Origin of the sequence: Mesorhizobium sp. DCY119 (genome assembly GCF_003590645.1) — a bacterium.
Classification (GTDB): domain Bacteria; phylum Pseudomonadota; class Alphaproteobacteria; order Rhizobiales; family Rhizobiaceae; genus Mesorhizobium_M.
In genome coordinates, this window is sequence record NZ_CP031834.1 from 4,413,694 (window position 1) to 4,439,381 (window position 25,688).

At 61.5% G+C, this 25,688-nt stretch carries 21 protein-coding genes and 1 tRNA gene; 11 read left to right on the forward strand and 11 right to left on the reverse strand.

All coding sequences use genetic code 11. The features are described from left to right. Positions 1-48: 48 nt before the first annotated feature. Positions 49-1,215 (reverse strand): pyridoxal phosphate-dependent aminotransferase, encoded by a 1,167-nt coding sequence (locus DZG07_RS21600; protein ID WP_119820763.1) that lies wholly within the window; start codon positions 1,213-1,215, stop codon positions 49-51. Between the two features lie 112 nt (positions 1,216-1,327). Beyond that, on the reverse strand, positions 1,328-1,747 hold the full coding sequence (gene mscL, locus DZG07_RS21605; RefSeq protein ID WP_091914128.1) for a large conductance mechanosensitive channel protein MscL: 420 nt from the start codon (positions 1,745-1,747) through the stop codon (positions 1,328-1,330). 273 nt (positions 1,748-2,020) lie between these two features. On the opposite strand from mscL, the gene DZG07_RS21610 reads away from it, so the two are divergent. After that, a complete protein-coding gene (locus DZG07_RS21610) occupies positions 2,021-5,512 on the forward strand; it encodes a NahK/ErcS family hybrid sensor histidine kinase/response regulator (RefSeq protein ID WP_119821964.1) in 3,492 nt (1,163 codons plus the stop codon). 9 nt (positions 5,513-5,521) lie between these two features. On the opposite strand, the gene DZG07_RS21615 is transcribed toward DZG07_RS21610, so the two are convergent. Both DZG07_RS21615 and DZG07_RS21620 read right to left on the reverse strand, forming a co-directional pair. Beyond that, positions 5,522-6,178, reverse strand: a complete 657-nt coding sequence (locus DZG07_RS21615; protein ID WP_091914124.1) for a response regulator transcription factor — start codon at positions 6,176-6,178, stop codon at positions 5,522-5,524. A gap of 157 nt (positions 6,179-6,335) precedes the next feature. Continuing rightward, positions 6,336-6,779 (reverse strand): hypothetical protein, encoded by a 444-nt coding sequence (locus DZG07_RS21620; RefSeq protein ID WP_119820766.1) that lies wholly within the window; start codon positions 6,777-6,779, stop codon positions 6,336-6,338. Between the two features lie 114 nt (positions 6,780-6,893). Between DZG07_RS21620 and DZG07_RS21625 the strand changes: the two genes are divergently transcribed. Together DZG07_RS21625 and DZG07_RS21630 are read left to right on the forward strand one after the other, a co-directional pair. After that, positions 6,894-7,244, forward strand: coding sequence for a DUF952 domain-containing protein (locus DZG07_RS21625; RefSeq protein ID WP_119820769.1), 351 nt, complete (start codon positions 6,894-6,896; stop codon positions 7,242-7,244). Then, positions 7,241-8,332 (forward strand): quinone-dependent dihydroorotate dehydrogenase, encoded by a 1,092-nt coding sequence (locus tag DZG07_RS21630; RefSeq protein ID WP_119820772.1) that lies wholly within the window; start codon positions 7,241-7,243, stop codon positions 8,330-8,332. The genes DZG07_RS21625 and DZG07_RS21630 overlap by 4 nt, the downstream gene beginning before the upstream one ends. A gap of 63 nt (positions 8,333-8,395) precedes the next feature. Here DZG07_RS21630 and DZG07_RS21635 read toward each other — a convergent pair whose 3' ends face one another. Further along, a complete protein-coding gene (locus DZG07_RS21635) occupies positions 8,396-9,736 on the reverse strand; it encodes an MATE family efflux transporter (protein ID WP_119820775.1) in 1,341 nt (446 codons plus the stop codon). A 151-nt stretch (positions 9,737-9,887) separates the two neighbouring features. Between DZG07_RS21635 and DZG07_RS21640 the strand changes: the two genes are divergently transcribed. Further along, on the forward strand, positions 9,888-10,790 hold the full coding sequence (locus DZG07_RS21640; protein WP_119821966.1) for a histone deacetylase: 903 nt from the start codon (positions 9,888-9,890) through the stop codon (positions 10,788-10,790). 2 nt (positions 10,791-10,792) lie between these two features. Here the strand turns inward: DZG07_RS21640 and DZG07_RS21645 are convergent, their stop codons facing one another. Continuing rightward, on the reverse strand, positions 10,793-11,056 hold the full coding sequence (locus DZG07_RS21645) for a DUF6460 domain-containing protein (protein ID WP_091914114.1): 264 nt from the start codon (positions 11,054-11,056) through the stop codon (positions 10,793-10,795). Between the two features lie 138 nt (positions 11,057-11,194). Between DZG07_RS21645 and DZG07_RS21650 the strand changes: the two genes are divergently transcribed. Next, a tRNA-Gly gene (locus tag DZG07_RS21650) sits at positions 11,195-11,268 on the forward strand. A gap of 162 nt (positions 11,269-11,430) precedes the next feature. Here the strand turns inward: DZG07_RS21650 and DZG07_RS21655 are convergent. From DZG07_RS21655 to DZG07_RS21665, 3 genes are all read right to left on the reverse strand, one after another. Beyond that, positions 11,431-13,302 (reverse strand): nucleoside-diphosphate sugar epimerase/dehydratase, encoded by a 1,872-nt coding sequence (locus tag DZG07_RS21655; protein WP_091914112.1) that lies wholly within the window; start codon positions 13,300-13,302, stop codon positions 11,431-11,433. Then, positions 13,292-14,221 carry a glycosyltransferase family 4 protein gene (locus tag DZG07_RS21660; RefSeq protein WP_205557145.1) on the reverse strand — a complete coding sequence of 310 codons (930 nt, stop codon included), beginning with the start codon at positions 14,219-14,221 and terminating at the stop codon, positions 13,292-13,294. Before DZG07_RS21660 ends, DZG07_RS21655 begins: the two co-directional genes overlap by 11 nt. A gap of 199 nt (positions 14,222-14,420) precedes the next feature. Beyond that, a complete protein-coding gene (locus DZG07_RS21665) occupies positions 14,421-15,383 on the reverse strand; it encodes an NAD-dependent epimerase/dehydratase family protein (RefSeq protein ID WP_197716891.1) in 963 nt (320 codons plus the stop codon). Between the two features lie 213 nt (positions 15,384-15,596). Between DZG07_RS21665 and DZG07_RS21670 the strand changes: the two genes are divergently transcribed. Continuing rightward, entirely contained in the window at positions 15,597-16,760 is a 1,164-nt protein-coding gene (locus tag DZG07_RS21670; RefSeq protein WP_119820783.1) for a glycosyltransferase family 4 protein, read from the forward strand. On the opposite strand, the gene galE is transcribed toward DZG07_RS21670, so the two are convergent. Beyond that, positions 16,757-17,743, reverse strand: a complete 987-nt coding sequence (gene galE / locus DZG07_RS21675; RefSeq protein ID WP_091914106.1) for a UDP-glucose 4-epimerase GalE — start codon at positions 17,741-17,743, stop codon at positions 16,757-16,759. The two genes, DZG07_RS21670 and galE, sit on opposite strands and share 4 nt — an antisense overlap. 243 nt (positions 17,744-17,986) lie before the next feature. On the opposite strand from galE, the gene DZG07_RS21680 reads away from it, so the two are divergent. Both DZG07_RS21680 and DZG07_RS21685 read left to right on the forward strand, forming a co-directional pair. Further along, a complete protein-coding gene (locus DZG07_RS21680; protein WP_162931691.1) occupies positions 17,987-18,847 on the forward strand; it encodes a glycosyltransferase family 2 protein in 861 nt (286 codons plus the stop codon). Positions 18,848-18,909: 62 nt separating this feature from the next. Next, on the forward strand, positions 18,910-19,878 hold the full coding sequence (locus DZG07_RS21685; protein WP_119821968.1) for a GDP-L-fucose synthase: 969 nt from the start codon (positions 18,910-18,912) through the stop codon (positions 19,876-19,878). Between the two features lie 22 nt (positions 19,879-19,900). Here the strand turns inward: DZG07_RS21685 and DZG07_RS21690 are convergent, their stop codons facing one another. After that, a complete protein-coding gene (locus tag DZG07_RS21690; protein WP_119820789.1) occupies positions 19,901-21,259 on the reverse strand; it encodes a phosphomannomutase in 1,359 nt (452 codons plus the stop codon). A gap of 221 nt (positions 21,260-21,480) precedes the next feature. On the opposite strand from DZG07_RS21690, the gene DZG07_RS21695 reads away from it, so the two are divergent. From DZG07_RS21695 to DZG07_RS21705, 3 genes are all read left to right on the forward strand, one after another. Then, complete coding sequence (locus DZG07_RS21695; RefSeq protein ID WP_119820792.1) at positions 21,481-22,371, forward strand: glycosyltransferase; 891 nt, start codon at positions 21,481-21,483, stop codon at positions 22,369-22,371. Positions 22,372-22,478: 107 nt separating this feature from the next. Continuing rightward, the gene (locus DZG07_RS21700; protein WP_119820794.1) at positions 22,479-23,882 is read left to right on the forward strand and encodes a mannose-1-phosphate guanylyltransferase/mannose-6-phosphate isomerase; all 1,404 of its coding nucleotides are present in this window, start codon (positions 22,479-22,481) and stop codon (positions 23,880-23,882) included. A gap of 238 nt (positions 23,883-24,120) precedes the next feature. Beyond that, positions 24,121-25,485, forward strand: coding sequence for a DUF2793 domain-containing protein (locus DZG07_RS21705; protein WP_119820797.1), 1,365 nt, complete (start codon positions 24,121-24,123; stop codon positions 25,483-25,485). The last annotated feature ends 203 nt before the right edge of the window (positions 25,486-25,688 follow it).

The following is a 25,688-nucleotide window of genomic DNA, read 5'->3' on the forward strand; positions in this document are numbered from 1 at the left end:
ACCTGCATAGTCTACTGCAGCGCTTGACTGCAACAGCGCAAAACCAAATTACCGCTGCGACATCCAGCCTGCCAACCGGGTTGCCGCTTCTTCCAGTTGGTCCAGACGGCGATGGAAGCACAGCCGGAAGAACGCCTCGCCACCCTCGCCGAAGGCCGTCCCCGGTGCCAGCCCGACATTGGCCTTGTCGATGATCTCGAAAGCCGCGCTGCGCGAGTCGCTGATGCCGTCGACCGAAAAGAACAGGTAGAAGGCGCCCTGCGGCGCGCTGATGCGCGCGCGACCGGTTTCGCCGAGAATGCCGCAGACGATATCGCGCGCCTGCCTTGCCCGCTCGATCTGCGATTTCAGGAATTCGTCGCCATGTTCGAGTGCGGCTATCGCGCCGCGCTGCATGAATTGCGCAACGCCGGAGGTCGAATACTGGATCAGATTCTCGAAGGTCTGCTGCAGCGAAGGATGGATGCGCAGCCAGCCGATACGCCAGCCGGTCATCGCCCAGTTCTTGGAGAATGTGTTGACGAACAGGATGCGGTCCTCGTCATCCATGATGTCCATGAAGGACGGCGCACGGTCGCCACCATAGTAGAACAGCGTGTAAATCTCGTCGGCGATGATCCAGAGCCCATGCCGGCGGGCCAGATCGAGAATTGCCTTCAGCGTTTCGAGATCGGCGGTCCAGCCGGTCGGGTTAGACGGGCTGTTGAGGAAGATCGCCTTGGTACGCGGCGTCACCGCTGCCTCGATCTTGCCAACGTCGCATACCCAGCCATTGTCCGACTGGTCGAGGCGAACCGCCACCGGCTTTGCCCCGGCAATGCCGGCGGCTCCCGGGAAATTCGGCCAGGCTGGTGTCAGGTAGATGACCTCATCGCCCGCCCCTGCTGTCGCCTGCAAGGCAAGCTGGATCGCCTGCATGCCGCCGCCGGTGACCATGAATTCCTCGTCGGCGAAGTGCCGGCCGAAATGACGCTCGTGGTAACGAGCAAGAGCGCTGCGCAGGTCGGGTATGCCGCGCTGCCATGTGTAGAAGGTTTCACCGGCGGCAAGGCTGCGGGTCGCCGCGTCGGATATGAAGGACGGCGTCGGCAGGTCGCCCTCGCCCGCCCACAGCGGAATGAGGCCCTCGCGCACGCGGCCATAATTGGCGACTTCGACGATGCCGCTTTCGGGCGCAAGCCGGGCTTCTGCGCGAAGGTTGTCTATCAGGGTCATGATGAATCCAGATGGAAGGTTTGGAAGATAGCTAGCGCGTTTTCAGGCCGCCGAAAACAGAAAACCCCGGCTGCGGAAGCCAGGGTTTTCCTAAAGCGGTTGAAATAAACGGCTACTTCTTCGCCAGAAGATCGCGAATTTCGGTCAGCAGCGCGACGTCCGCGGGAGGTGCGGCAGGAGCCACCGGCTTTTCCGCGATGACACGACGGCGCATGTTGTTCACCGCCTTGACCATCAGGAAGATGATCCAGGCAAGAATGATGAAGTTCAGTACAACGGTGATGAAGCTGCCATATGCAAGGACGGCGCCTTGCGCCTTCGCAGCGTCGAGTGACGGTGCCGTAACGGCCGAAGACAAGGGTAAAAAGTAGTTGTTGAAATCGAGGCCGCCAAAGATCGCGCCGACGATCGGCATGATGACGTCGTTGACCAGCGAGTCGACAATCTTTCCGAAAGCCGCGCCGATGATGACACCGACCGCGAGGTCCATGACATTACCTTTGGAGATAAACTCCTGGAATTCCTTAAGCATAGAACCCTCTCCTTTGATGACGGCCGGGCACTCTGATTTGTCCGCCTCTTCGACTCCGGCCGGTGCGGCATCATAACAAAAACCATAGATTGCAAAACGTTTAAAATTGCACCGATGCGCGATCCGCACCGCAAAATGGGCGGGGATCAAAAACCCGGTCGGCAAGGTCTTGCACAACCAATTGTCTAGGGTTCTCGAATGGACAAGCCAGCGCGGCTGTGATTGCCTTCGTTCTATTGCCGAGATCGCTTGGCGTGGGAGGTTGGTTCAGGCGTGCAGGGCTGGGTCGTCGTCATCATCGCAGTTGCCTATGTGACGCTGCTTTTCGCGATTGCGAGCCTGGGCGACAGGCAGGCCGCGAAGCGCGAACCGGGCCGCCCGCGCCCTTACATCTACGCGCTCAGCCTCGCCATCTATTGCACGTCGTGGACCTTCTTCGGATCGGTCGGGCTCGCCTCCGAAAAGGGCATAGAGTTCCTCGCCATCTATATCGGCCCGGTGCTGGTCTTCGTCTTCTGCTTCCCGCTGCTCAAACGCATCGTCAAGCTGGCGAAAGCCGAGAAGATCACTTCGATCGCCGATTTTCTCGGCGCGCGCTACGGCAAGAGCTTTGCCGTGGCACTCATCGCAACGCTGATCGCTATCGTCGGCGCGATCCCTTACATCGCCCTTCAGCTCAAGGCGATCTCAGGATCGGTCAGCCTGATGGTCGAGCATTACAATGGCTCGCCGCCGTCCTTCGACCCGTTCGTCAGCGACATCTCGCTGATCGTCGCCATGCTTCTGGCGCTGTTTGCCGTCCTGTTCGGCACGCGGCACGCCGATGCGACGGAACACCAGGATGGGCTGGTGCTGGCGGTGGCGGTAGAGTCGGTCGTCAAGCTCGCAGCCTTCCTTGCCGTCGGCCTGATGGTGATGTTCGTGCTTTTCGACGGTCCGGGCGAGATGCTCGACGCCTTCGCCGCCAATGCCGAGGTACAGCACGCCATGGGCTACACGACCTCGCTTGGAACCTGGCTGGTCTCGACGATCATCAGCGGCTTCGCCATCATCATGCTGCCGCGCCAGTTCTATGTGATGATCGTCGAGAACCGCAGCGAGGCCGAGCTGCGCACGGCAACCTGGGTGTTTCCGCTCTATCTGGTGCTGATCAACCTGTTCGTCCTGCCGATCGCATTTGCCGGTCTTGCCATGGTCGGCCCGCAGACGAGCAGCGATCTCTACGTGCTTTCCGTGCCGCTCCTGAGCGGGCAGGACCTGCTGGCGATGGCGGCCTTCATCGGTGGGCTGTCGGCGGCCACCGCCATGGTGATCGTGGCCAGCGTCGCGCTGTCGATCATGATCTCCAACGACCTGATCATTCCGCTGTTCGTGCGGCGCGTGCTCAAGACGGAGGCCAGCGAGAACGAGGACTGGTCGAGCCTGATCCTCAACATCCGCCGCGCATCGATCTTCATCATCCTGTTCGTGGCCTTCCTCTATTACCGCGAGAGCACCAACAATGCGCGGCTGGCCTCGATCGGACTGATGTCGTTTGCGGCAATCGCCCAGTTCGCACCATCCTTCTTCGGCGGGCTGATCTGGCGTGGCGCCAATGGCCGGGGTGCTGCCCTCGGCATGTCCGCGGGCATCCTCGTATGGGCCTATACGCTGCTGTTTCCGTCGCTTGCCGCACCAGATACGCAAATCCTGACCGACGGCCTGTTCGGCATCGAGGCGCTGCGGCCGCAGGCGCTGTTTGGCACCGTTGCCGAGCCGCTGAACCATGGCGTGATGTGGAGCCTCGCGATCAACACGCTCTGCTTCATCCTCGGTTCGCTCTCGCGCGCCTCGGTGCCGCTGGAGCGGATACAGGCGGCGATCTTCGTGCCGCGCGACACGAGCCCCATGCCCAGCCTGCGCCGTTTCCGCACCGCCATCACCGTCAACGACCTCAAGGACACGATCTCGCGCTATCTCGGCGTCGAGCGCACCGAGCGGTCGTTCCAGACCTTTGAGCAGATCGACGGGATCAAGCTCAACGGCAACGAGCAGGCCAGCATGGAGGTGGTGCGCTTTTCCGAGCAGCTTCTGGCCAGTGCCGTCGGTTCGTCTTCGGCGCGGCTGATCCTGTCGCTGCTGTTCAAGCGCAACGACAGCGCCTCCAAGGACGCCTTCCGCCTGCTGGACGATGCGACCGAAGCCCTGCAGCACAATCGCGACCTGCTCCAGATCGCGCTCGACCAGATGGAACAGGGCATCACCGTCTTCGACAAGGATTTCCGCCTGACCTGCTGGAACAGGCAGTATCGCGCCCTGTTCAACCTGCCCGACGACATGGGCCAGGTCGGCGTCTCGCTCGACCAGATCCTGCGCTTTCTGGCGGCACGCGGCGACATCCCCCATGAGGCACGGCTTTCGACGCTCAACCGGCTGACGGACTTCGACAGCGCCTGGCAGATCGAACTGAAGACCAGCGGGCGGATCATCGAACTGCGCTCCAACCCGATGCCCGACGGCGGCATCGTCGCGACCTATGCCGATATTTCGGCCCGGGTCGCTGCCGATCTGGCGCTCAAGCGCGCCAATGAATCGCTGGAACAGCGCGTGAAGAGCCGCACCGCCGAACTGACGCTGGTCAACGAAGAGCTCGCCCAGGCGCAGATGCTGGCCGAGGAGGCCAATCTCGGCAAGACGCGCTTCCTGGCGGCTGCGGGTCACGACATCCTGCAACCGCTCAACGCCGCACGGCTCTACTGTTCGTCGCTGCTGGAGCGTGCAGGCAAGGGTGCCGTCGGAGATGCGGCGACGAATATCGAATCCTCGCTGGAGTCCGTCGAAACGATCCTCGGCGCGGTGCTCGACATATCGCGGCTCGACGCGGGCGCGATGAAACCCGCCGAAACCGTCTTCCGCCTTGACGGCCTGCTGCGCCAGATCGGCACCGACTTCCAGCCCATGGCGGCGGAAAAGAAGCTCGAGCTCGTCATCGTGCCGTCTTCGCTGACGGTCGAGACCGACCGCAACCTGCTGCGCCGCCTCGTCCAGAACCTCGTCTCCAATGCGATCAAATATACCCGCAGCGGCCGCGTCCTCGTTGGCGTCCGGCGGCGTGGCGAACTGGCCGAAATCCAGGTGTTTGACACCGGCATCGGCATTCCGGTCGATAAATTGAACACCGTGTTCCGCGAATTCACCCGCCTCGACGAAGGCGCGCGCGAGGCGCAGGGGCTGGGCCTCGGCCTGTCGATCGTCGACCGCATCGCGCGGGTTCTGCGGCTGGAAATCCAGATCGATTCCGGCCGCGGCAAGGGCACGCGCTTCTCCGTCATCCTGCCGGTGACGGATGCGCAGGAGACCGTGACCGAAAGTGTGGCCAAGCCGCAACCCGCCGCCAATGCCGCCCTGAACGGGCTTTCGGTGCTGTGCGTCGACAATGACGCCCGCATTCTCGAAGGCATGCGCCTGTTGCTCGAAGGATGGGGTTGCGAGGTCAGCGCCTATTCGGGGTCGGCGGCTTTCGCGAAAAATCGCCCGGCGCGGCAGCCGGACATCATCCTCGCTGACTATCACCTCGACGGCGAAACCGGACTGGACGTGATCGCCAGGCTGCGCACGGTCTACGGCAACGGCACGCCGGCGGTGCTTTTGACCGCCGATCGCTCGAACGAGGTGCGCACCGCCGCCGATCTGATGGACGTGCCGGTCATCAACAAGCCGGTAAAGCCGGCGGTGCTGCGCTCGATGATGACGCGGCTGCGTCGCATGGCGCCGGCGGCTGAGTAGCTTATGCGCTTAGTTTGCCGAAAGCGGGTCGCTGCCGATCTTTGAGAGCAGGATGACCGCCTGCGTGCGGCTGTCGACGCCGAGCTTCTGCAACACGGCCGAGACATGCGCCTTGATGGTCGCTTCGGACACCGACAGTTCATATGCGATCTGCTTGTTCAGAAGCCCCTCGGCCAACATGCCGAGCACTCGCGTCTGCTGCGGCGTCAGCGATTGCAGGCGCTTGATGAGGTCGGAAATCTCTGGGTCGCGCTCCACACCGAGATCGATCCCGACCGGTGCGCTGATATCGCCCGAAAGCACCGTCTGAACCGCCTTGCGGATATCGTCCATGCTCGCCGATTTCGAGATGAAGCCCGAAGCGCCGAGTTCCAGCGCGCGCCGGATCGTTTCGGGATCGTCATGTGCCGAGACCACGACCATCGGCACGGCGGCGTGAATGCCGCGCAGCGAGATCAGCCCGGAAAGGCCGCTGGCCCCCGGCATCGACAGGTCGAGCAGCAGCAGGTCGATATCCTCATTGGCGGCGACGATCGCCTTGGTCGCCTCGAAATCGCCGGCCTCGAGGATAGTGGCGACGTCGGCAACGCCGGAAAGCGCCTGTTTCAGCGCGCCGCGAAACAGCGGATGATCGTCCGCGATGACGAACTTGTAGCCTGACGGCAAATGTCCCTCCCGAAATCTCGCTTATTGTTGTTGTATGGCACGAGATCAAGCAACCCAATTATGCGGGGATATACAGGCATTTCAAGCGGCAAGCGCCCGTTTTTGAAGCTCGCGAGCCCGCATCCTCGCAATACGCGCATGAAATCGGCAGACAGGGTCAGGTCTTGTTCGGATCGGAAGGCTGAACGCCGGGCGTCTTGTTGTCCTGATCCAGATCCTTGGCGATGCCCATGAAGCGGCGCATGAAGCGTTCCATGTAGCCCATCGTCTTTTCGAATTCCTCGTCCGTGGGCAGCACGGATTTCGGGTTTATCAGCGGCGACTTCTCGAGCGCCGCGACCCGATCATCCAGCGCCTTCAGCTCCGATTGCAGGCGATCGGCCTGATCCTGATAGGCCTTGCGCTCATCGGCGGCGAGCTTGCAGACCAGTTGTCCCGCGCGCTCCTCGCAGATCGACATCTCGCCGGTCTGCGTGTCCATGCGGACATAGCCGCTTTCGGATTTCTCCAACCGGTAGCGTTCGGTGTCGGCGGCCTGCGCAGCGGAGGCTGCCAGCATTGCAACAGCCGCCGGGGCAATGATGGTGGTGATGAACCGCATGACTTCCTCCAATCTTAAGCAGACCCGACAGGCTGCACTTCGTTTACGCCGGAAATGGGGAGTAAACGGTTCGCCCGTCTTTCCCGTTCCGCGCTTTCGGACTATAGGGCGCGCATGCAACAAACCATTTACAAGATATGTCCTGAAGCGCTGTGGCGCGAGGCCGAAAAAACAGGCGTCTTTACCGGAGCGCCGATCGATCTTTCGGACGGCTTCATCCACTTCTCGACCGCCGAACAGGCCGTGGAGACGGCAGCCAAGCATTTTTCAGGGCAAACCGACCTGCTGCTCATTGCCATCGACGACGCGAAGCTCGGCCCGGCGCTGAAATATGAAGTGTCGCGCGGCGGCGCGCTGTTTCCGCATCTCTACGCGCCGCTCGATCTTTCAAGCGTGCTGTGGGTGAAACCGCTGCCGCTCGGCGCCGACGGCGCCCATCAATTCCCGCCGCTGGGGTCCGCATGAGCCTTTTCGATACGCTTGGCCGCAATCTGCTCTTCACGCTGGACCCGGAAGCCGCGCACGGCCTTTCCATCAAGGCGCTGAGATGCGGTTTTCCGGTTCAGGGCCGGCCTGTCTCCGACAAGCGTCTTCACGTCAGCCTTTGCGGCATCGATTTTCCCAATCCGCTCGGCATGGCCGCCGGCTACGACAAGAATGCCGAGGTGCCGGATGCGCTGCTCGGCCTCGGCTTCGGTTTCGCCGAGGTCGGCACGGTCACGCCGCTTGCGCAGTCCGGCAATCCCAAGCCGCGCATTTTCCGCCTGACCCGCGACGACGCCGTCATCAACCGGCTCGGCTTCAACAATGAGGGGCATGAAGCTTGCGAAAAGCGGCTTGTGACGCGCGCCGGGCGGCCGGGTGTCGTCGGCGTCAATATCGGCGCCAACAAGGACAGCGCCGATCGCATCGCCGACTACGAGCTCGGGGTGAAGCGCTTTGCGCGCTACGCCTCCTATCTGACCGTTAACATCTCCTCGCCCAATACGCCCGGCCTGCGCAACATGCAGGCGCGCGAAAGCCTTGCCGAATTGCTCGGCCGCGTCGTGGCGGCGCGCGATGCGGTCACCCAGAACCAGCCACGGAAAACGCCGCTGTTCCTGAAGATCGCGCCGGACCTGCACGAGGCCGACCTGGAAGACATCGCCGCCGAGGTGACGGAAAAGGCAGTCGAGGGCGTCATCGTTTCCAACACGACGATCACCCGCCCTCGCCTCGCAAGCAGCGCCCATACCGGCGAGACCGGCGGCCTTTCGGGAAAGCCGCTGTTCGAACGCTCGACGATCGTTCTGGCGAAGATGCGCAGGCTGCTCGGACCGCAGGTGGCCATCATCGGCGTCGGCGGCGTCGATTCGACGGAGAACGCGCTTGAGAAAATCCGCGCGGGTGCTGATCTCGTGCAGCTCTATACCAGCATGATCTACGCCGGACCGTCGCTGCCGGGAAAGATCGTCAAGGGCATGGCGCAGTTCGCAGCGTCCGAAGGCATCGCCAGCTTCCGCGATCTGCGCGATGCGCGGCTGGCGCAGTGGGCCGACCGTCCGCTCGATTAATCAGGCAATAGTTTTGCGCATGTCGTCATCGCAAAACCGCTGCACAGTTTTGCGCGCCATACGTCAGACGAAGGTTGCGCGCACAGATCGCGGCATTGCCGCCAGCAGGCTCAATCCGCGCGTGATGAGAAAGACGTGGAGCGCCGCCCAAAGGCCGTGATTGCCGAAATAGCGGCCGAGCAGCAGAAGTGCTGCGACGAAGGCCGCAAACGATAAGAGCATCATGTTGCGCATGTCGCGCGACCAGGTCGCTCCGATGAAGACACCGTCCATCTGGAATGCCAGAACGCCGCTCACCGCCGTCAGTGCGGCCCACGGCAAATAGGCCGAAGCCTCTGCGCGCACGTCTGCCGCTGTGGTGATGATGGCGACCAGTTGGTCTCCGAACAGAAGCACGATGATGGTGACGGCGCCCGCCATGGCGAAACCCCATATCAGCGTCAGCCTGACTGCCCGCTGGAACGCCGGCAGGTAGCGCGCCCCGACCGCCCTGCCCGCCAGTTGCTCGGCTGCGGTGGCAAAGCCGTCGAGAAAATAGCCCGCCACGAGGAAGAAGTGCATGAGCACTGCATTGGCGGCGAGTGTCAGCGTGCCAAGTTGCGCGCCCTGCCGCGTGAACAGCGTAAACGCGCCCATCAGCACGAAAGAGCGGATCATGATGTCGCCGTTGAGCGCCAGCATGCGCCGCATGGCGGCGCTGCTGAAGGTGCGCCGCCACGGCATGTCCGGCATCGGGTGGAAGCGGCGGAGAATGACCGCCAGGCCGACCAGCGTTGCGACGACCTCGCCACAGACCGTGCCCCAGGCAACGCCTTCGACGCCCCAGCCGAGATGAAGGCCGAACCAGATCGAAAGCACGATGTTCACGCCGTTCAGCAGAAGCTGAAGCATCAGGCCACGGCTCGCCTCGCCGCGCCCGAGGAAGTAGCCAAGGATGGCGTAGTTCAGCAGCGATGCCGGGGCCGACAGCAGGCGTATGCGGATGTATGTGTCCATCGCTTGCGTGACGCGCGGTTCCGCCCCCATGAACCATTCGCCGGCGGAAGCGATAAGCGGCGCAAGCAGTATCAGCACGACTCCGGCAACCACGGCGATGGCCGCCGCCCGCCAGAAGACCGCCCGTTGTTCCAGCGAATCATCGCGTCCGAACGCTTGCGCGACCAGGCCGGTCGTGCCCGAGCGCAGGAAATTGAAGGTGGTGAAGACGACGTCGAAAATGATCGCGCCGGCGGCCAATCCGCCGAGCAGGGCGGCATCGCCGAACTGTCCGACGACCGCCGTATCGACGAGGCCTAGCAGCGGCGTGGTCAGATAGGCGAGCATCATCGGAATGGCGATCGTCAGCACGAGGCGGTTGTTGACGTCAAAAGCCCTCGGGCTGGTCGCCGTTGATACCTGATCCATTCCGGGTCTTTCACTGCTGGCCTGATGCTGGCGCTGGACGCGATCTGAACCATTCCGCATCACCGGCGCAAGCGGCTGATGTCAGGAGACTTTTGATGCAGGAGCGATATTGCCGCTTCCTTTCTGCTGGATCGCATTGCAAGAAACGACGATGCCGCTCCAGATCGTTCATCATCCCGACTACGATGCCGGATTTCCGTCGACCCATCGGTTTCCCATGAGCAAGTATCCGCTGCTCATGGAGGAGTTGACCCGGCGGGGTCTCGTGTCGGACGGCGATCTGCATCTCACCGATCCCGCGCCTGCGGAGTGGCTGACGCTGGCGCATGACGGTGTCTATGTGGATCAGGTGATCGCCTGTGCCGTGCCCGCGCAAATTGAGCGCGACATCGGCTTTCCCATCGTCGAACGCGTGTCGCGCCGCGCCCAGCTTGCGGCCGGCGGTACGGTTCTGGCGGCGCGGCTGGCGCTGGAGCACGGCATCGCCTGCAACACCGCCGGCGGCAGCCATCATGCGCGACGCGCCCAGGGCGCCGGCTTCTGCACTTTCAACGACGTGGCGGTGGCCTCACTCGTGCTGCTGTCGGAAGGCCTAGTCGCCAACATCCTCATCGTCGATCTCGACGTGCACCAGGGCGATGGCACGGCCGACATTTTGCAGCCGGAGCCGCGCGTCTTCACCTTTTCTATGCACGGCGAGCGTAACTATCCCAATCAGAAGATCGCCTCCGATCTCGATGTCGCCTTGCCGGACGGCACGGGTGATGCCGCCTATCTCGAAACGCTTCGGGAGGTGCTGCCGGCGCTGTCGGAAAAGGCCGATTGGGATCTCGTCTTCTACAATGCCGGTGTCGACCCGCACGCCGATGACCGCCTTGGGCGGCTTGCGCTGACCGATGACGGCCTACGCCAGCGCGACCTGACGGTGATCGGCCATTTCCGTGAGCGCGGCATTCCGGTCTGCGGGGTTATCGGCGGCGGTTATTCCAAAGACGTGCCGGCACTTGCTGCCCGCCACGCCATACTCTTCGAAGTAGCCTCAGGCTTTGCCTGACATCACTTGCGGTAGCTGAACAGCCGCAACAGGAGGAAGGCCGGAATGACGATCGCCGCGCCCAGGATGAAGTAACCGACGAAGCGGTCGATCGCCCGGAAGCCCATGTTCCACAGCTGCAGGATCGAATCGCGTATCTGGTAGAACACGTCATAAGGCGACCAGCCGAAGAAGCTCATGACGATGCCGACCAGGAACGAAACCACGACGAGCTTGAGAAAAACCCGAAGCGGGCTGTCTCCAAGAAAGCGCGTAAGTCCGGACACTATGGTTCTCCTGCGATTCGCTTTCGCGTTGCCGTCCTGCCGAAATACGCACTTGTTGCGTGGCGTTCAAGGTGAATGCCTGTCAGGCCTCGTTTAGCGATTGCCGATTGGCGCTTCACCGTGATATCGAAGCCATATGCGGGTATGATGTAATGGTAGCTTGTCAGCTTCCCAAGCTGAACGCGAGGGTTCGATTCCCTCTACCCGCTCCAGCTTTTCAGCGCGGCCTTTTAGAGACCGCTTGATAATTCGTCCTGCCGAGGCATATGGCGTGGTTTTGGAGAACCGGAGGGAGCGTACATTTAGTACGTGAGTACCGGAAGCGCAGAAAACTGCGTCAGATGGCCGGCAGGGTAGAATTAGCGAGCAGTCTCTCAAGGCTTGATGAAATCGAACAATATGCTGCGTGCCGCGGCCTCGTCATTGGCGTCGACGGCCGCCTTGAGTTTCTCCAAAGCAGCGGGCACATCGCGATCTTCCATGCTGGAGCGCTTGGCCCGCATGATTTTCGGATGAAGGGTCGGCAGGGCCGTCGCTTCATCGTAAAAGAGTTCCTCGAACATTTTTTCTCCGGGCCGCGCACCCGTAATGATGATCTCGATGTCGCCTTCCGGGTGCTGCTGGTCCCGTACCGAAAATCCGGCCAGCCGGATCATGTTCTCCGCCAGTTCCTGAATGCGCACCGGCGTTCCCATCTCAAGCAGGAACACGTCGCCGCCTTCCGACAGCGCCGCCGCCTGCACGATCAATTCCGCTGCCTCGTAGATCGACATGAAATAGCGCGTCATGCGCGTGTCGGTCACCGTGACCGGACCGCCTGCCGCGATCTGCTCCTTGAAAACCGGCACGACCGAGCCGTTGGAACCAAGCACATTGCCGAAGCGCACCGCACAAAAGCGGGTGCCCTCGCCTCGTTCGTGGAAAGCCAATGACTGCTCCCGCAGGATCAGTTCCGCCCAGCGCTTTGTCGCGCCCATGACGTTGGTCGGGCGCACGGCCTTGTCGCTGGAAATCAGCACGAAATTCTTCACGCCGTTGTCGACTGCGGCCTGCGTCACCGTCATCGTGCCGAAGACATTGTTCCTGATGCCTTCGATCGCATTGGCCTCGACCAGCGGCACATGCTTGTGCGCCGCTGCGTGAAAGATGACCTCGACATCGTTGTTCCTGATCGCGCGCCCGATGCTTACTTCATCGGTGACGGAGGCAAGGACCGGCACGATGGGGCAGGAAGTCTTTCGGGTAAGTTCCTGATCGATGCGATAGAGCGCAAACTCGTTTGCTTCGTAAAGAACCAGCTTGGCAGGCGCCCAGCGCACGATGAGGCGGCACAGTTCCGATCCGATCGATCCGCCCGCACCGGTAACGAGGATGTTTTTCCCCTCGATCATATTACGGAGCAGGCGGGCGTCGGCGGGCACCGACGAGCGGCCCAGAAGCTCATCGATATCGATCTCGCGGATCTGGTTGACCAGATACTTGCCCGCGACAAGATCGGTGATCGGCGGCAGGGTGCGGATGCGGAGCGGATACTGGCTGAGGTTGGCGACAATGGCCTGCCGGCGGGCCACGCTGATCGACGGCATGGACAGGACCACTTCCTTGATCCCGTTATTGTCGATCAGCGTCTGGATCTGGTTGGGCGAAAAGACACGGATGCCGGCTACATCCCTGCCTCTCAGGGAAGAATTGTCATCGAGAAATCCGGCAATGATGATCGTACCCTGGCTGAGCAGGCTTGTGGCCAGCTGCGATCCTGCATTGCCGGCGCCATAGATGAGTATCTGACTATTCAGGGGAGCCTTGTTGCCCGACGGAGCCAGAAGCAACCGCTTGGCTGCAAACCGGGTTCCGCCGATCGCGAACGTCCCGAGTATCCAGTAGATCAGCGGAACCGAGCGTGGAACGACAGCGCTACCTGCCATTTCGGTAACGAAAATCACGAAGACCCAGGCAAGTGCTGCCAGCGTCATGGCTTGCAGAACGGTCCATATCGCCCGTTCGGGCAGGTATCTGATCACCGCACGGTAGAGGCCGATGCGTATGAAGATCGGCACGGCCAGCACAGGCGCTACGAGCATGATCATGATCTGCTCGCTGCCGCTCGGCACGAACAGGCGGTTCAGTCTCAGCGAGTAGCTCGCCCACAGAACGAACAGAAGCACGACGATATCGAATGCGATCAGGATGCCGCGCTTGGCCCGGCGCGGCAAGATACTGATCGTCGTGCGGAGTCTACTTACCATCTTCAGAACGTCCCGCTCCGGCAAAACATGCCGAAATCCCCAAACCCAGATAGGCGACAGCTACCAGCAGCCAGGCTTCCTGCGGCCGGCCGTTTGCCGCAAAGGCCAGCGGCACCACAAATAGCAGATTCACCCCCGTGTAAATCAGCGTTGCCGAGCGGTGCGATGCAAGGCGACGCGCCAAATGCTGATAGGCATGCTGGCGATGGCCGGCCCACCAGCGTTCACGGTTGAGGATACGTCTCAGAAGCGTGACCGTGGCATCGCAGACAAAAGCTGCCGCAAGCACCGCCCATGTCTGATAGGACAGCCAGCCCGCCGAGATCGACAGCAGCGCCAGCGCGAAAATCATGAAGGCGAGATAGTTGCTACCGGCATCGCCCATGAAGATGCGGGCCGGTGGAAAGTTCATGCCCAGAAAGCCGGTGGTCGCAGCCGCCACGGCCAGCATCCACCACCACACCGGGCCGGCCGGAATGCCGGTCAAATGTGGCGAGCACAGAACGGCGGCCGCCAGCAGCATGACAATTCCCTGCATGCCCGCCAATCCGTCGATGCCGTCCATGAAATTGAAGAGATTGATCCACCACAGGCCGACGAAAGCTATGGCGGCCAGCAGCGGCCAGCCGGAAATCGTCACTCCGAAGACTTCAATCGCAGGAAGCGGTGCCATGGTCGCAATCAGAATGCAGATCAGCAGCATCTGGATCGGAAACCGCAATGCCGATCGCAGGCTGACAATATCGTCGAGCAGGCCAAGCATGGCGAATGCCAGCGAAAGCAGCAGAATGGTCCAGAGCGGAGAGCCGGATTGCCATGCCACCCAAACGCCGAAGATGGACGCGGTCAGGGCGATACCGACGCCACCGCCGGTCGGCGTGGGACGAACATGCGAGGATCGTTCGTTCGGTGCCTGCACAAGGCGAAGTTGGACTGCATTACGCCTCACGAAAGCCGTAGCAGCCCATGCCGCTACTCCGCAAAGCACGACGAACAATATCAAATCATCTTGTCCCGGTTACCCTCGACTGACCTCGTAATGCTGGCGGCGCTGGAAGTCCAGATTGTTTACCGACAAGGCACAGGAGAGATGATCGAACATCTTTGTTCGCAGATTCTTAAAGCCTTTGTTCCCGCCGATAGTATTCGACGGTCTGACGCAGTCCTTCGTCAACGCTGACCGGCGGCGTCCAGCCGAGCAGCCGTCGCGTCTCCTCGACGTCCATGCGAAGCGAGCCGCACAGCCTGCGGGCTATTTCGCCCTTGCCGAGGAGGCCCGCCAGAGCAGAAAGCATACCAGGCGGCACGGAGATCAGACGGTTTGATCGGCCCATGATTGCATAGAGACGGCGCAGAAGGTCGGAAGTCGAAAGGTCTTCGCCATCTCCAGCGAGGATCACCTTTCCGGCTGCATCCGGATGTTGCGTGCACAGCAGGACAAGGTCGACGAGATTGGGCAGCGCCACCAGCGTGCGCCGATTGTTCACCGCGCCAAGCGGCAGCGGCACGCCGCGATCGACCCATCGCATCATGTTCAGGAAATTCGCCTTCACGCCCGGGCCATAGACCAGCGGTGGACGCACGATCACGATCTCCATTCCCTGTCGCGCACCCAGCTCGACAAGCCCGGTTTCGGCCTCCAGTTTGGAGATCGCATAGGGGTCGGAAGGTTGGGGCCTATCGGATGCCCGAAATGCCTGTCCGGGAGCGGATTCCTCGCCATTGACCTTGATGGTGCTCAGGAACACGAAGCGCTTGACGCCTGCCGCAGCAGCCTGCCGGGCCAACGCCAGCGTGCCTTCGACATTGACGCGCCGGTACTCAGTGAGCGGATCGCCGGAACGATCGTTCAAGATATGAACCCGCGCTGCCGCATGAATGACGACGTCGAGACCCTGCAGAAAGGACGACCAGTCGGTTTCGCGAGAAAGATCGCCGACGATGGCCGGACGAACTTGCGGCGGCAAGCCCGAAGGTGCCGATCCACGGTAGGCGGCCGTGCAGGAATTTTTCGTCTCAGCGATTTGCCTGACCAAAGCCCGGCCGACAAAACCCGACGCGCCGGTCACGCCAACGCTCAATCGCGGTACTTGCGACCTTTCCTCAATCGATCCGGGCATCAAGCGGCGGCCTTGCTTTGCGACATCGCTGTCGGTCTAGCGCAGCCATGGGGGCCATGCTAGTGCAGCGAGCCATGAAACACTTCGCGCTATGTCACGGAAAGCACTTGGATTCTGCGCCGTTTCCCCTCAGCGCGACGGGTATGGGGCACCCAGACGAATGACTGCAAAGGCATGACGAAAGTCGTCGTCATCTGCAACGACCAGGAATATTTCCTGCGCCACCGGCTCGCCGTCGTCGAGAAGCTCGTGCAGGCAGGCGCAGAGGTGACCGTCGTCACCGGCGGGCAGGAAAAGCCCTTGCGCAAGCCGGAAGGCTGGACCTTCGTTCATATGCCGATCGAACGTTTCTCGTTTCGGCCGCTCGGCGATCTGGCGATCGTCGCGCGCTCAGCACGGCTGATTGCAGCTATGAACCCCGACGCCGTGCATCTGATAACGCTCAAGCCGGCTGTCTTTTCGGGATTTGCCGCCATTCTGGCACGGCTGGCGGGTAGAGGCCCGCGCCGCATACTCGTCACCATCCCCGGCCTCGGCCGCCTGATGTCGCCGGGGGCGGCGTCGAATGGCACCGCTTCCGCAGCACGCTCCATCGTGCGGCGGGCGATACGTTTCCTGTCGGATCGGCGCGGCGTCTATTTCACTTTCGAGACCTCGCACGACCGCAATCTCTGGCTCTCGGACGGTCTGATCCGCAACGACAATTCCACAGTCATCAACGGCGCCGGGGTCAACCCGGACATATTTTATCCGGTCGCCGGGAAAGCCGCTCGCCCCGGCATCAAGGTGCTGTTTGCGTCGCGGCTTTTGAAGGCGAAGGGGCTCGACGCCTTCATCGATGCGGCCAAGCAATACGCAAATCGCGCGGATATCGAGTTCATCGTGGCCGGCATGATCGAGCCCCACGATCCCGACGGCTATTCCCCTGAAGAACTGCGCAAGGAGCCCGCCATTTCCTTCCTCGGCGAGGTGACGGACATGCCCGCCCTGCTGCGCGACGTCGATCTTGTCTGCCTGCCGACGCGCTACGGCGAAGGCATCCCGCGCATCCTCATCGAAGCGGCAGCAAGCGGTATCGCCTGCCTGGCGACCGATCTCGAAGGCTGCAAGGAAATCGTCGAGGACGGCGTTTCGGGCACGCTCATCCCGGCATCTGAACCGGAAGCGCTCGACAAGAACATCAGCAACGCCGTCGACGCCTATCTGCAAAATCCTGAACTGCTGCGCACACAAGGTGCTGCCGGCTACCAGCGCTTCCTGTCAGGCGGCTTCAGCGAGGAAGCGGTCGTCAGCCACTTCATCGCATTGCTGACCGGGCCGGAGACCGACCGTATCTAGGTATTACGCTTCTTCAGCATCTCTTCCCACTGGATGGCGTGGGAAACGATGGTTTCGAGGTTGTCGTATTCGGGCTTCCATTGGAATTCCGACTTTGCCAGATCGGCATTGGCGACGATCGCCACCGCATCGCCCGGGCGCCGTTCGCGGGTGCGCACTTCGAAATCATGGCCGACGACGCGCTTGACCGCATCTATGACCTCGTGAACCGAATAGCCCTGGCCGTAACCGCAATTGGCGATGATGCTTTTGCCGCCGTCGCGCAGGCGCTTGAGCGCCAGGTAATGCGCGTTCGCCAGATCGCTGACATGGATGTAGTCGCGCACGCAGGTGCCGTCCGGCGTCGGATAGTCGGTGCCGTAGACTTCCATGTAGTCGCGCTTGCCGGTCGCGGCTTCGGACGCGACCTTGATCAGGTGGGTAGCGCCCTTGGTCGACTGGCCCGTGCGCATCTTCGGGTCGGCGCCGGACACGTTGAAATAGCGCAGGATCGTATAATCGAGGTCATGTGCGGCGGCGGCATCGCGCAGCATCAGTTCCGTCATCAGCTTGGAGGTGCCGTATGGCGACTCAGGTGCCGCCGCCTCATTTTCGGCAACCGGAATGCGCTCCGGGCTGCCATAAACGGCAGCGGTCGACGAAAAGATGAAATTCTTGACGCCCGAGCGCACGGCACTCTCGATCAGGTCGCGCGACTTGGCCGTGTTGTTGAGATAGTAGCCGAGCGGATCGGAAACCGATTCCGGCACGATGATCGAGCCGGCGAAATGGATGACGGCATCGACCTTCTTGCGCTTCATCGTCGCTTCGATCAGCGCTTGGTCGGCAATGTCGCCGACAACCAGTTCGGCCTCTGCGGGCACGGCCCAATCGAAGCCGGTGCTCAGGCGATCGACGACGACGACCTCTTCGCCCTGGTCCAGCAGTTTCCAGACCATGTGGCTGCCGATATAACCGGCCCCGCCCGTCACCATCACCGCCATGCAATATCCTTTCCATTGTCATCGACAAATTTGCCGATCTGCGTTTTAGCGATTTTTCCCGTTTTTGCCAGAACAGGCCCGTTCACACTCGCAGACAGCGCCGACACACTTTAAGACACGCATCGGAACATTCCGAAAACCGGTATCCACTTTTCGGTCCGATGCTCTAGAAGTATCGATTATCCTAAAAGCCAAGTGCATCCGAACCCACCGCATTTCATGACCGGAAAACCTGAAATCCCGATGACATTGATCATCCCGGTGCATGACCGCCAGGGCGCGCTCGACCGCGCGCTGCAAAGCGTGGCCGCACAAGAGGTTGTGCCGGCCGAGGTCATCGTGGTCGATGACGCTTCCGAAACACCGATGCTCATCCGGCCTGAATTCACGCGCCAATTGCGGCTGCGCCTCATTCGGCATGACAAGAACAAGGGGGCGGCGGGCGCGCGCAACACGGGTTTGGCGGCCAGCACTACCGAATGGATAACCTTTCTCGACAGCGATGACGCTCTTCTGCCCGACACGCTCGGCCGCCGCTGGGCGCTCGTGCAGGAAGACCAGCAGCAGCGCCCGAACGACACAGCCATCTATGGCTGCGGCTGGATCGACTGCGATGAAGACGGCAAATCGCTGGGTATCAGGCGGCCAAGACCGTCGCATGACCCGCTGGATTTCGCCGCCGGCTGCTGGTTCTCGCCGGGTTCCTGTATCATCCTGAACGGCAGGTGGGCCGTTGAAGCGGCCGGGGGACAGGACGAAACCTTGCGGCGGTTCGAGGACTGCGACTGGTTCCTGGCACTCGCGCTTAAGGGGTTTTTCCTGCAGGTTCTTCCCGTTATCGGCGCGAACATCGAGCGCAAGCGCCAGCAAAATCCCCACCGCATAGAACAGGCAGCTGGCGCCCTCTGCCGCAAATGGGCCGAAAAAGGGCTCGACCGGCTTTTGATGTCGCGCTTGCGAAGCTATATGAGCCTGGAAACTGCGGCGGCACATTTTTTTGCCGGTTCGCGGGTCAAAGCCCTGCTTTGGCTCGCCCGCTCACTTATTGAATGCCCGCGTTTTTCGCTTCAACTTTCCCCGGGATGGGATAGGGAGAAAGTTTAAAGCCGGCGAGAGACGGAATAGGGTTTCCGATGCGACGGATACCCGACATGATAGGATTGACCATGACCGATCTTTATTCCCTGAAAAACAAGCGCGTCTTCGTCGCGGGCCATCGCGGCATGGTCGGATCGGCAATCGTGCGCAGGCTGAAGGACGAGGATTGCGAGATCCTCACGGCAAGCCGCTCGGAGCTCGATTTGCGGGACCAGTCCGGCGTGCGGCGCTGGATCGCCGAACGCAAGCCCGATGCCGTGGTCCTGGCCGCTGCGAAAGTCGGAGGCATTCTCGCCAACGACACCTATCCCGCCGATTTCCTCTACGAAAATCTGGTCATCGAGACGAATGTCATTGAAGCTTCTTTCCGCAGCGAGGTCGGCAAGCTGATCTTCCTCGGCTCGTCCTGCATCTATCCGAAATTCGCGCCGCAGCCGATCCCGGAAGACGCGCTGCTGACCGGACCGCTCGAGGAGACCAACGAATGGTATGCCATCGCCAAGATCGCCGGCCTTAAGCTCTGCCAGGCCTATCGCCGCCAGCATGGTGTCGATTACATCTCGGCGATGCCGACAAACCTCTACGGCCCCGGCGATAATTTCGACCTGGAAAAGAGCCACGTCATCCCGGCTCTGATGCGCAAGGCGCATGAAGCGAAGCTTGCAGGCGAAAAGCAGCTGACGATCTGGGGCTCGGGAACGCCGAAGCGCGAATTCCTCCATGTCGATGACGCCGCCGACGCCATGGTTTCCCTGCTCAAGACCTATTCCGGCGACGGTCATGTGAATGTCGGTTCGGGCGAAGACATCACCATCCTCGAGCTTGCCAAGCTGGTGGCCTCCATCGTCGGTTTCGAGGGCGAAATCCGCAACGACCCGACCAAGCCGGATGGCACGCCACGCAAGCTGATGGACGTTTCGCGCCTGTTCGAGACGGGCTGGCGGCCGAAATACGACCTCAAAACCGGCCTGGAAGACGCCTATGCGTGGTTCCGCGAACATGTCGAGAAGGGCGAAGCGCGGCTCAACGTCGCCTGAGCCGCCCACTCGCTAGAGCGGTTCAGCCCGCCCGGATCAGATCCGAAAGCTCTGACACCTTCTTTGCCAAAAGGGCGGTGTCGGCGCGGGTCTCGACATTGAGCCGCAGCAGCGGCTCGGTGTTGGACGCTCTCAGATTGAAGCGCCAGTCGTCGAACGCCATGCTCAGGCCATCGATGGATTCGACCAGCGGATTCTGAGGCAGGAAACGCTCGGCGATCTTTTCCTGCGACAGTTTCGCGTCGGCCACCGTGAAGTTGATCTCGCCCGAACAGGGAAATGCGGCAATGCGCTGCTCGACCAGTTCGGCAAGCGTGGCACCGCTGGTCGAAAGCTCGACGACGATCGCCAGCCAGGCCAGCATGCCGGAATCGCAGTAGGCGAAATCACGGAAATAGTGGTGCGCGCTCATCTCGCCGCCATAGACGGCGTTTTCCTGACGCATCATGTGCTTGAAGAAAGCGTGGCCCGTCGGGCAGGTCTTGGCCACGCCACCCGCCGCCGTCACCACGTCAATGGTGTTCCATGTCAGGCGCGGATCATAAAGGATCGTCGAGCCGGGAGCCCAGCGCAGCATCGTCTGCGCGATCAGCCCGACCAGATAATAGCCCTCGATGAAGCGGCCATTGTGATCGTAGAGGAAGCAGCGGTCGAAATCGCCATCCCAGGCAATGCCGAGATCGGCGCCATGGTCGATGACCGCCTGGCTGGCGCGCGTGCGCTTTTCCGGCAGCAGCGGGTTTGGAATGCCGTTGGGCAGCGTCGGATCGGGCTCGTGGTCGATCTTGATGAACTCGAATGGCAGATGCTTTTCCAGGAGATCAATGATCGGGCCGGCGCAACCATTGCCGGCGTGGCAGACGATCTTCATCGGCTTCAGCTTCACGCCTTTGACCTGCTGCAACAGCCGCTCGATATAGGCATTGCGATCGAGCAGAGGCTTCAGCGCTCCACGCGAGCCGTAATCTGAAACAGCCGGAATGACCGTGTTCGACAGAACGAGCTTTTCGATGTCATTCAGCGCATTTTCCCGCGTTGCAGCGGTCGCGCCTTCCAGCACCATCTTGAAGCCGTTGTAGTTTTCCGGATTATGGCTGGCCGTGACCATGATGCCGGCGTCGGCGCCCGAGTGCTCGGTGTGAAAATACACCTCTTCCGTGCCGCATTGCCCGACCGGCAGGACGCTCACGCCGCTGTCGAGCAGGCCCTGCGCGAGTGCTGCAGCAAATGCCGGGCTGTCCTGGCGCATGTCGTGCCCGACGACCACGGCAGACGGGTTGCGCAGGCTGGCGACCGCCTGCCCAAAACGGTAGGCGAAGGGAGCGTTGATCTCATCGGGAATTTGTCCGCGAACGTCATAAGCCTTGAAAGGTGATTTCACGTGGTCTCCCCGACTATCCTTCGCATAACGGCCAAATGCGGCCGGCCAGCCGTGTTAGAAAGGAAGCAGGCTTGATGCAACCAGTAATCATGTCTACTGGCTTTGTCGGCCGCATGACTTTGCATAACCTGGCCAACCGAAATGTGATTGTTGCCTTCCCGCGGGGCTCCGGTCGCGCCCTTTCACTTTCCGCCTGTTGAAGGCGGAACTCGGAACTCTCGATGGAGGCTTCGATCCTCAGCATTGTCATGCCCTGCCTGAATGGCATGCCGCACATTCGCGATGCGATCGAGTCGGTGAAGTCGGCCATCCCCACCGGAAATGTCGAGATCGTCGTGGCCGATGGCGGCTCCACAGACGGAACCCTGGAATTTCTGCGCAATGCACCGGTCACGCTGATCGAAGGGCCGGACCGGTCGCTCTATGAGGGCCTGAACAAGGCGATTGCCAGCGCGCGGGGCGAATATCTCGTCTGGCTTAACTCCGACGATCTCCTTCTGGGCGGCATGACCGAGCTTTGGCGCAAGACACAGGAAAGCCTTGCCGACATCGGTACAGGAGAGGCCGAGATCGCGGTCGACGGCAAGCCGAACTGGAAGAGCGATCATCACGCCCGCGAGATGAGCACCGCATCGCTGCTGTTTGCCGTGCCAACCATCAACAGCCGGATCATCAGCACCGGACTTCTGCGCGAAGCCGGGCCGTTTCGCTGCGATATCGGCCTGGGCGCCGACCGCGACATGATGCTGAAGCTGTTTGGCCTGTCGCGGAAGCGGATATTCCTGAATTCGGCCGTCTATCGCTACAATTCGCACAGCGGATCAAGAACGATGGGAGCGACATGGAAGTCCTATCGGGATGTCCACGACGCCAATCTGCAGATGGTGCGGGTGCTGCACGAGGAGATGACCGGAAACGGCGACCGCGAGCTGATTGCGGCGTTCGAACTGGTTTCGACGATTGCCCGCGCCCGCGCCGAATTCTTCAATGGGGCGCCTGCAGCTTCACTTGGCAGCGTTCTCAGGGCTTTTCGCAATCACCCCTCGCCTCGCACATGGCTCAGAGGCAAATCATTCTATCTCGATAATCGGGGGCGCGGTTCCGGCTGGTAAAGCGGGCAACTTCGCCCACAGCAAACGGGAATCAGATTTGCCATCACCAACGCGTCCAGTATAGGTGAGCCCGCAAGACTTCGGCCGGTAAGGAGAAATAGCAGTTCATGTTTTTGCCAGTAATCATGGCCGGCGGTTCCGGCTCGAGACTTTGGCCACTGTCGCGTCACCTCTATCCCAAGCAGTTCCTTGCTCTTACCGGCGAACGGACGCTGCTGCAGGACACGGTGATCCGGCTTGAAGGCCTGGGCGCTGAGAGCCCGCTGCTCATATGCAACGAGGAGCATCGCTTTCTGGCCGCCGACCAGATGCGCGTGATCGACAAGGAGCAGGCCACGATCCTGCTGGAGCCGGTGGGCCGCAATACGGCACCCGCGATAGCGCTTGCCGCATTGCTGGCGACGCGCCAGGGGCAGGACCCGCTTCTGCTGGTGCTGGCCGCCGACCACTTCATCCAGGATGTCGCGCGCTTTCAGGACGCCATCCGGGCGGCCGTGCCGCTGGCCGAACAAGGCAAGCTGGTGACTTTCGGCATCGTGCCCAGCCGTCCCGAGACCGGCTACGGCTACATCAAGCGCGGCGGCGAAATCGGCGCGGGCTTCGCCGTGAGCCGCTTCGAGGAGAAGCCCGACCGGGAAACCGCAGAGGGTTATCTGGCGACGGGCGAGTATTACTGGAACAGCGGTATCTTCATGTTCCGCGCCAGCCGGTATCTGGAGGAACTCAAGCGCCATAATCCGGAAATGGTCGCGGCCTGCGATCGCGCGATATCGAACACGCAGACGGACATGCACTTCGTGCGCATCGACGCGGAAGCCTTCAAGGCATGCCCGGCCGACTCCATCGACTATGCCGTCATGGAGAAAACCTCGGATGCAGTCGTGGTGCCGCTTGATGCGCGCTGGAGCGATATCGGCTCCTGGTCGGCCCTGTGGGAAGTGCAGGCGCAGAATGCGGAAGGCAACGCATTCCGCGGCGACGTCATCTCCATCGGCAGCACGAACAATCTAGTCCACGCCGAGGGGCGCCTGGTTGCCGTGATCGGCGTCGAGGATCTTATCGTCGTCGAGACCAAGGACGCGGTGTTGATCGCCCACAAGGATCAGGTCCAGAAGGTCAAGGACGTGGTCGAGCAGATCAAGTCCGACGGCCGTCACGAACATCTCAACCATCGCCAGGTCTATCGGCCATGGGGCCACTACGATTCGATCGATTTCGGCGAGCGCGACCAGGTCAAGCGCATCACGGTCAAGCCCGGCGCCAAGCTTTCGGTCCAGATGCACCACCACCGCGCCGAACACTGGATCGTCGTGCGGGGAACGGCCAAGGTCCACAAGGGCAAGGAGACGATCCTGCTCACGGAGAACCAGTCGACCTATATTCCTCTCGGCGAAATCCACGCTCTGGAAAATCCCGGCAAGATCGACCTCGAATTGATCGAGGTGCAGTCGGGCTCCTATCTGGGTGAAGACGACATCGTCCGCTTCGAGGACAGATACGGCCGGTCGTAAGCACCGGCCTGGCGAATGGGGGAAGAACATTTCGAGCGAAAGCACTGCTGTCGCTCGAAACCAGCGCTTCCCACTTCGTCTGCATGCGCCTTTCACCCTGATTTTGTTGATTAATTACTTCCGTCATCCAGCCTCGGCCAAGTGACCGTTTCCGTTGACGGAACAAAAACGGGGCGTCTTTTTCCCCGTCTTTCGTGCACGGCCGATACTTCGGGTCTCAACAATCGGGACCCTCGCCATGGAAAGTCGCAATCTCAATCTTCCGCTTCTGATGCCATCCCAGGCGCAGAAGCACGTTACCCACAACGAGGCGCTGACCGCGCTCGACGCCATCGTGCAGCTGGCGGTCGCGGACCGGAACCGCACTTCACCGCCAGGCTCGCCGGCGGACGGTGCCCGCCACATCGTGGCATCCGGCGCTACGGGCGAGTGGGCCGGCCATGCCGGGCAGATCGCCTGCTTTCTCGACGGCGGCTGGCGGTTCTTCGTCCCGCGGGACGGCTGGCTGGCCTGGCTGACCGACGAGGCGAAGCTGATGGTGCGAAAGGGCGGGGCGTGGCAAAGCGTCGTCGAGAATTTCCTGTCGCTCGGCGTCAACGCGACGGCCGACACGACGAACCGGCTTGCAATCGCCAGCGCCGCATCGCTGTTCAGCCATGAGGGCAGCGACCACCAGCTCACGATCAACAAGGCCAATGCTGGCGCGCGTGCCACGCTGATGCTTCAGGCGGCCTATTCCGGCCGCGCCGAAATCGGCCTGATCGGCAACAACGACCTGCTGTTCAAGGTCAGTGCCGACGGAAGCACCTTCGTGGAAGCGGTCCGCATCAACAATGCGACGGGCGACACTTGCCTGCGCAGCCTGAATTCCGGCCCGCTGGGGGGATTGCGCAACGCCATCATCAACGGCCGCGGCACAATCAATCAGCGCGGTTTTGCCGGCGGCGCGCTCACCGGCTATGGCTACGACCGCTGGAAAGCGGAAGGCACCGGCTGTTCGGTCACTGTCGCAGCCGGACGCTTTTCACTCATCGGGGCGATCAGCCAGACCATCGAGAAATCCGGCCTGCCCGGTTCGGTCGTTACGGTTTCGGTCGACTCGCCCAGCCGGAACCTGACCGTGACGCTCGGCACGCAGACAGGCACCATCCCGTCCGGTACCGGCCGCCGCCACACCACCTTCACGCTCGGCAGTGGAGAGGCCGACGACCTGAAGCTCACCATCTCGGCGGGTCTGGAAACCACATTCGCCGACGTCCAGGTTGAACATGGGCCATGGCCGACGCCGTTCGAAACCCGCCCTGCGGCGCTGGAGGAAATGCTGTGCAGGCGCTATTTCGAGGTCGCTTACGCGCTCTTCAGCGGAGCGGTGGTCAGCGGCAGCGGCTTCCGTACAATCGCGCCCTACACCGTTGCGAAGCGGGTCGTGCCGACAACAACCATCCAGGAGATCGAATTGTCCTTGAACGCGCCCACAACGGTCTCCTCCTATACCTTCAGCGGCTTCGGCCGGATCACCGGCGCGCATGTATACTTCGTCTCCTCGGCAACGAGCGCCTCAGCAAATGTGCAATTGAAGATATTTGCCAGCGCCGAGTTCTGACCCAATCATCCGCTCACAAATCAACCGCCTGCGTGCGACCGGACGCGGGCGGGACGATGGCTGCGTCCGGCTACCATTGTTTAGTAATGATGTCCTCAGGTGACAGTTGAAGTAATCTTTCTGTCAGCTAATTTCGATATGCGGCATCTTCTTTTGATTTCATACGGATCGTGTATTACTGCGACCAGCGGTAGAGTTCGGCG

Bases quoted from the DNA above. Each gene is read 5' to 3' on its own strand.
- DZG07_RS21620 (WP_119820766.1), bottom strand. From the start codon at position 6,779: ATGCGGTTCATCACCACCATCATTGCCCCGGCGGCTGTTGCAATGCTG.
- DZG07_RS21680 (WP_162931691.1), top strand. From the start codon at position 17,987: ATGACATTGATCATCCCGGTGCATGACCGCCAGGGCGCGCTCGACCGC.
- DZG07_RS21695 (WP_119820792.1), top strand. From the start codon at position 21,481: ATGGAGGCTTCGATCCTCAGCATTGTCATGCCCTGCCTGAATGGCATG.
- DZG07_RS21640 (WP_119821966.1), top strand. From the start codon at position 9,888: ATGCCGCTCCAGATCGTTCATCATCCCGACTACGATGCCGGATTTCCG.
- DZG07_RS21670 (WP_119820783.1), top strand. From the start codon at position 15,597: ATGACGAAAGTCGTCGTCATCTGCAACGACCAGGAATATTTCCTGCGC.
- DZG07_RS21635 (WP_119820775.1), bottom strand. From the start codon at position 9,736: ATGGATCAGGTATCAACGGCGACCAGCCCGAGGGCTTTTGACGTCAAC.
- DZG07_RS21625 (WP_119820769.1), top strand. From the start codon at position 6,894: ATGCAACAAACCATTTACAAGATATGTCCTGAAGCGCTGTGGCGCGAG.
- DZG07_RS21685 (WP_119821968.1), top strand. From the start codon at position 18,910: ATGACCGATCTTTATTCCCTGAAAAACAAGCGCGTCTTCGTCGCGGGC.
- DZG07_RS21700 (WP_119820794.1), top strand. From the start codon at position 22,479: ATGTTTTTGCCAGTAATCATGGCCGGCGGTTCCGGCTCGAGACTTTGG.
- mscL (WP_091914128.1), bottom strand. From the start codon at position 1,747: ATGCTTAAGGAATTCCAGGAGTTTATCTCCAAAGGTAATGTCATGGAC.
- galE (WP_091914106.1), bottom strand. From the start codon at position 17,743: ATGGCGGTGATGGTGACGGGCGGGGCCGGTTATATCGGCAGCCACATG.
- DZG07_RS21705 (WP_119820797.1), top strand. From the start codon at position 24,121: ATGGAAAGTCGCAATCTCAATCTTCCGCTTCTGATGCCATCCCAGGCG.
- DZG07_RS21630 (WP_119820772.1), top strand. From the start codon at position 7,241: ATGAGCCTTTTCGATACGCTTGGCCGCAATCTGCTCTTCACGCTGGAC.
- DZG07_RS21600 (WP_119820763.1), bottom strand. From the start codon at position 1,215: ATGACCCTGATAGACAACCTTCGCGCAGAAGCCCGGCTTGCGCCCGAA.
- DZG07_RS21655 (WP_091914112.1), bottom strand. From the start codon at position 13,302: ATGGTAAGTAGACTCCGCACGACGATCAGTATCTTGCCGCGCCGGGCC.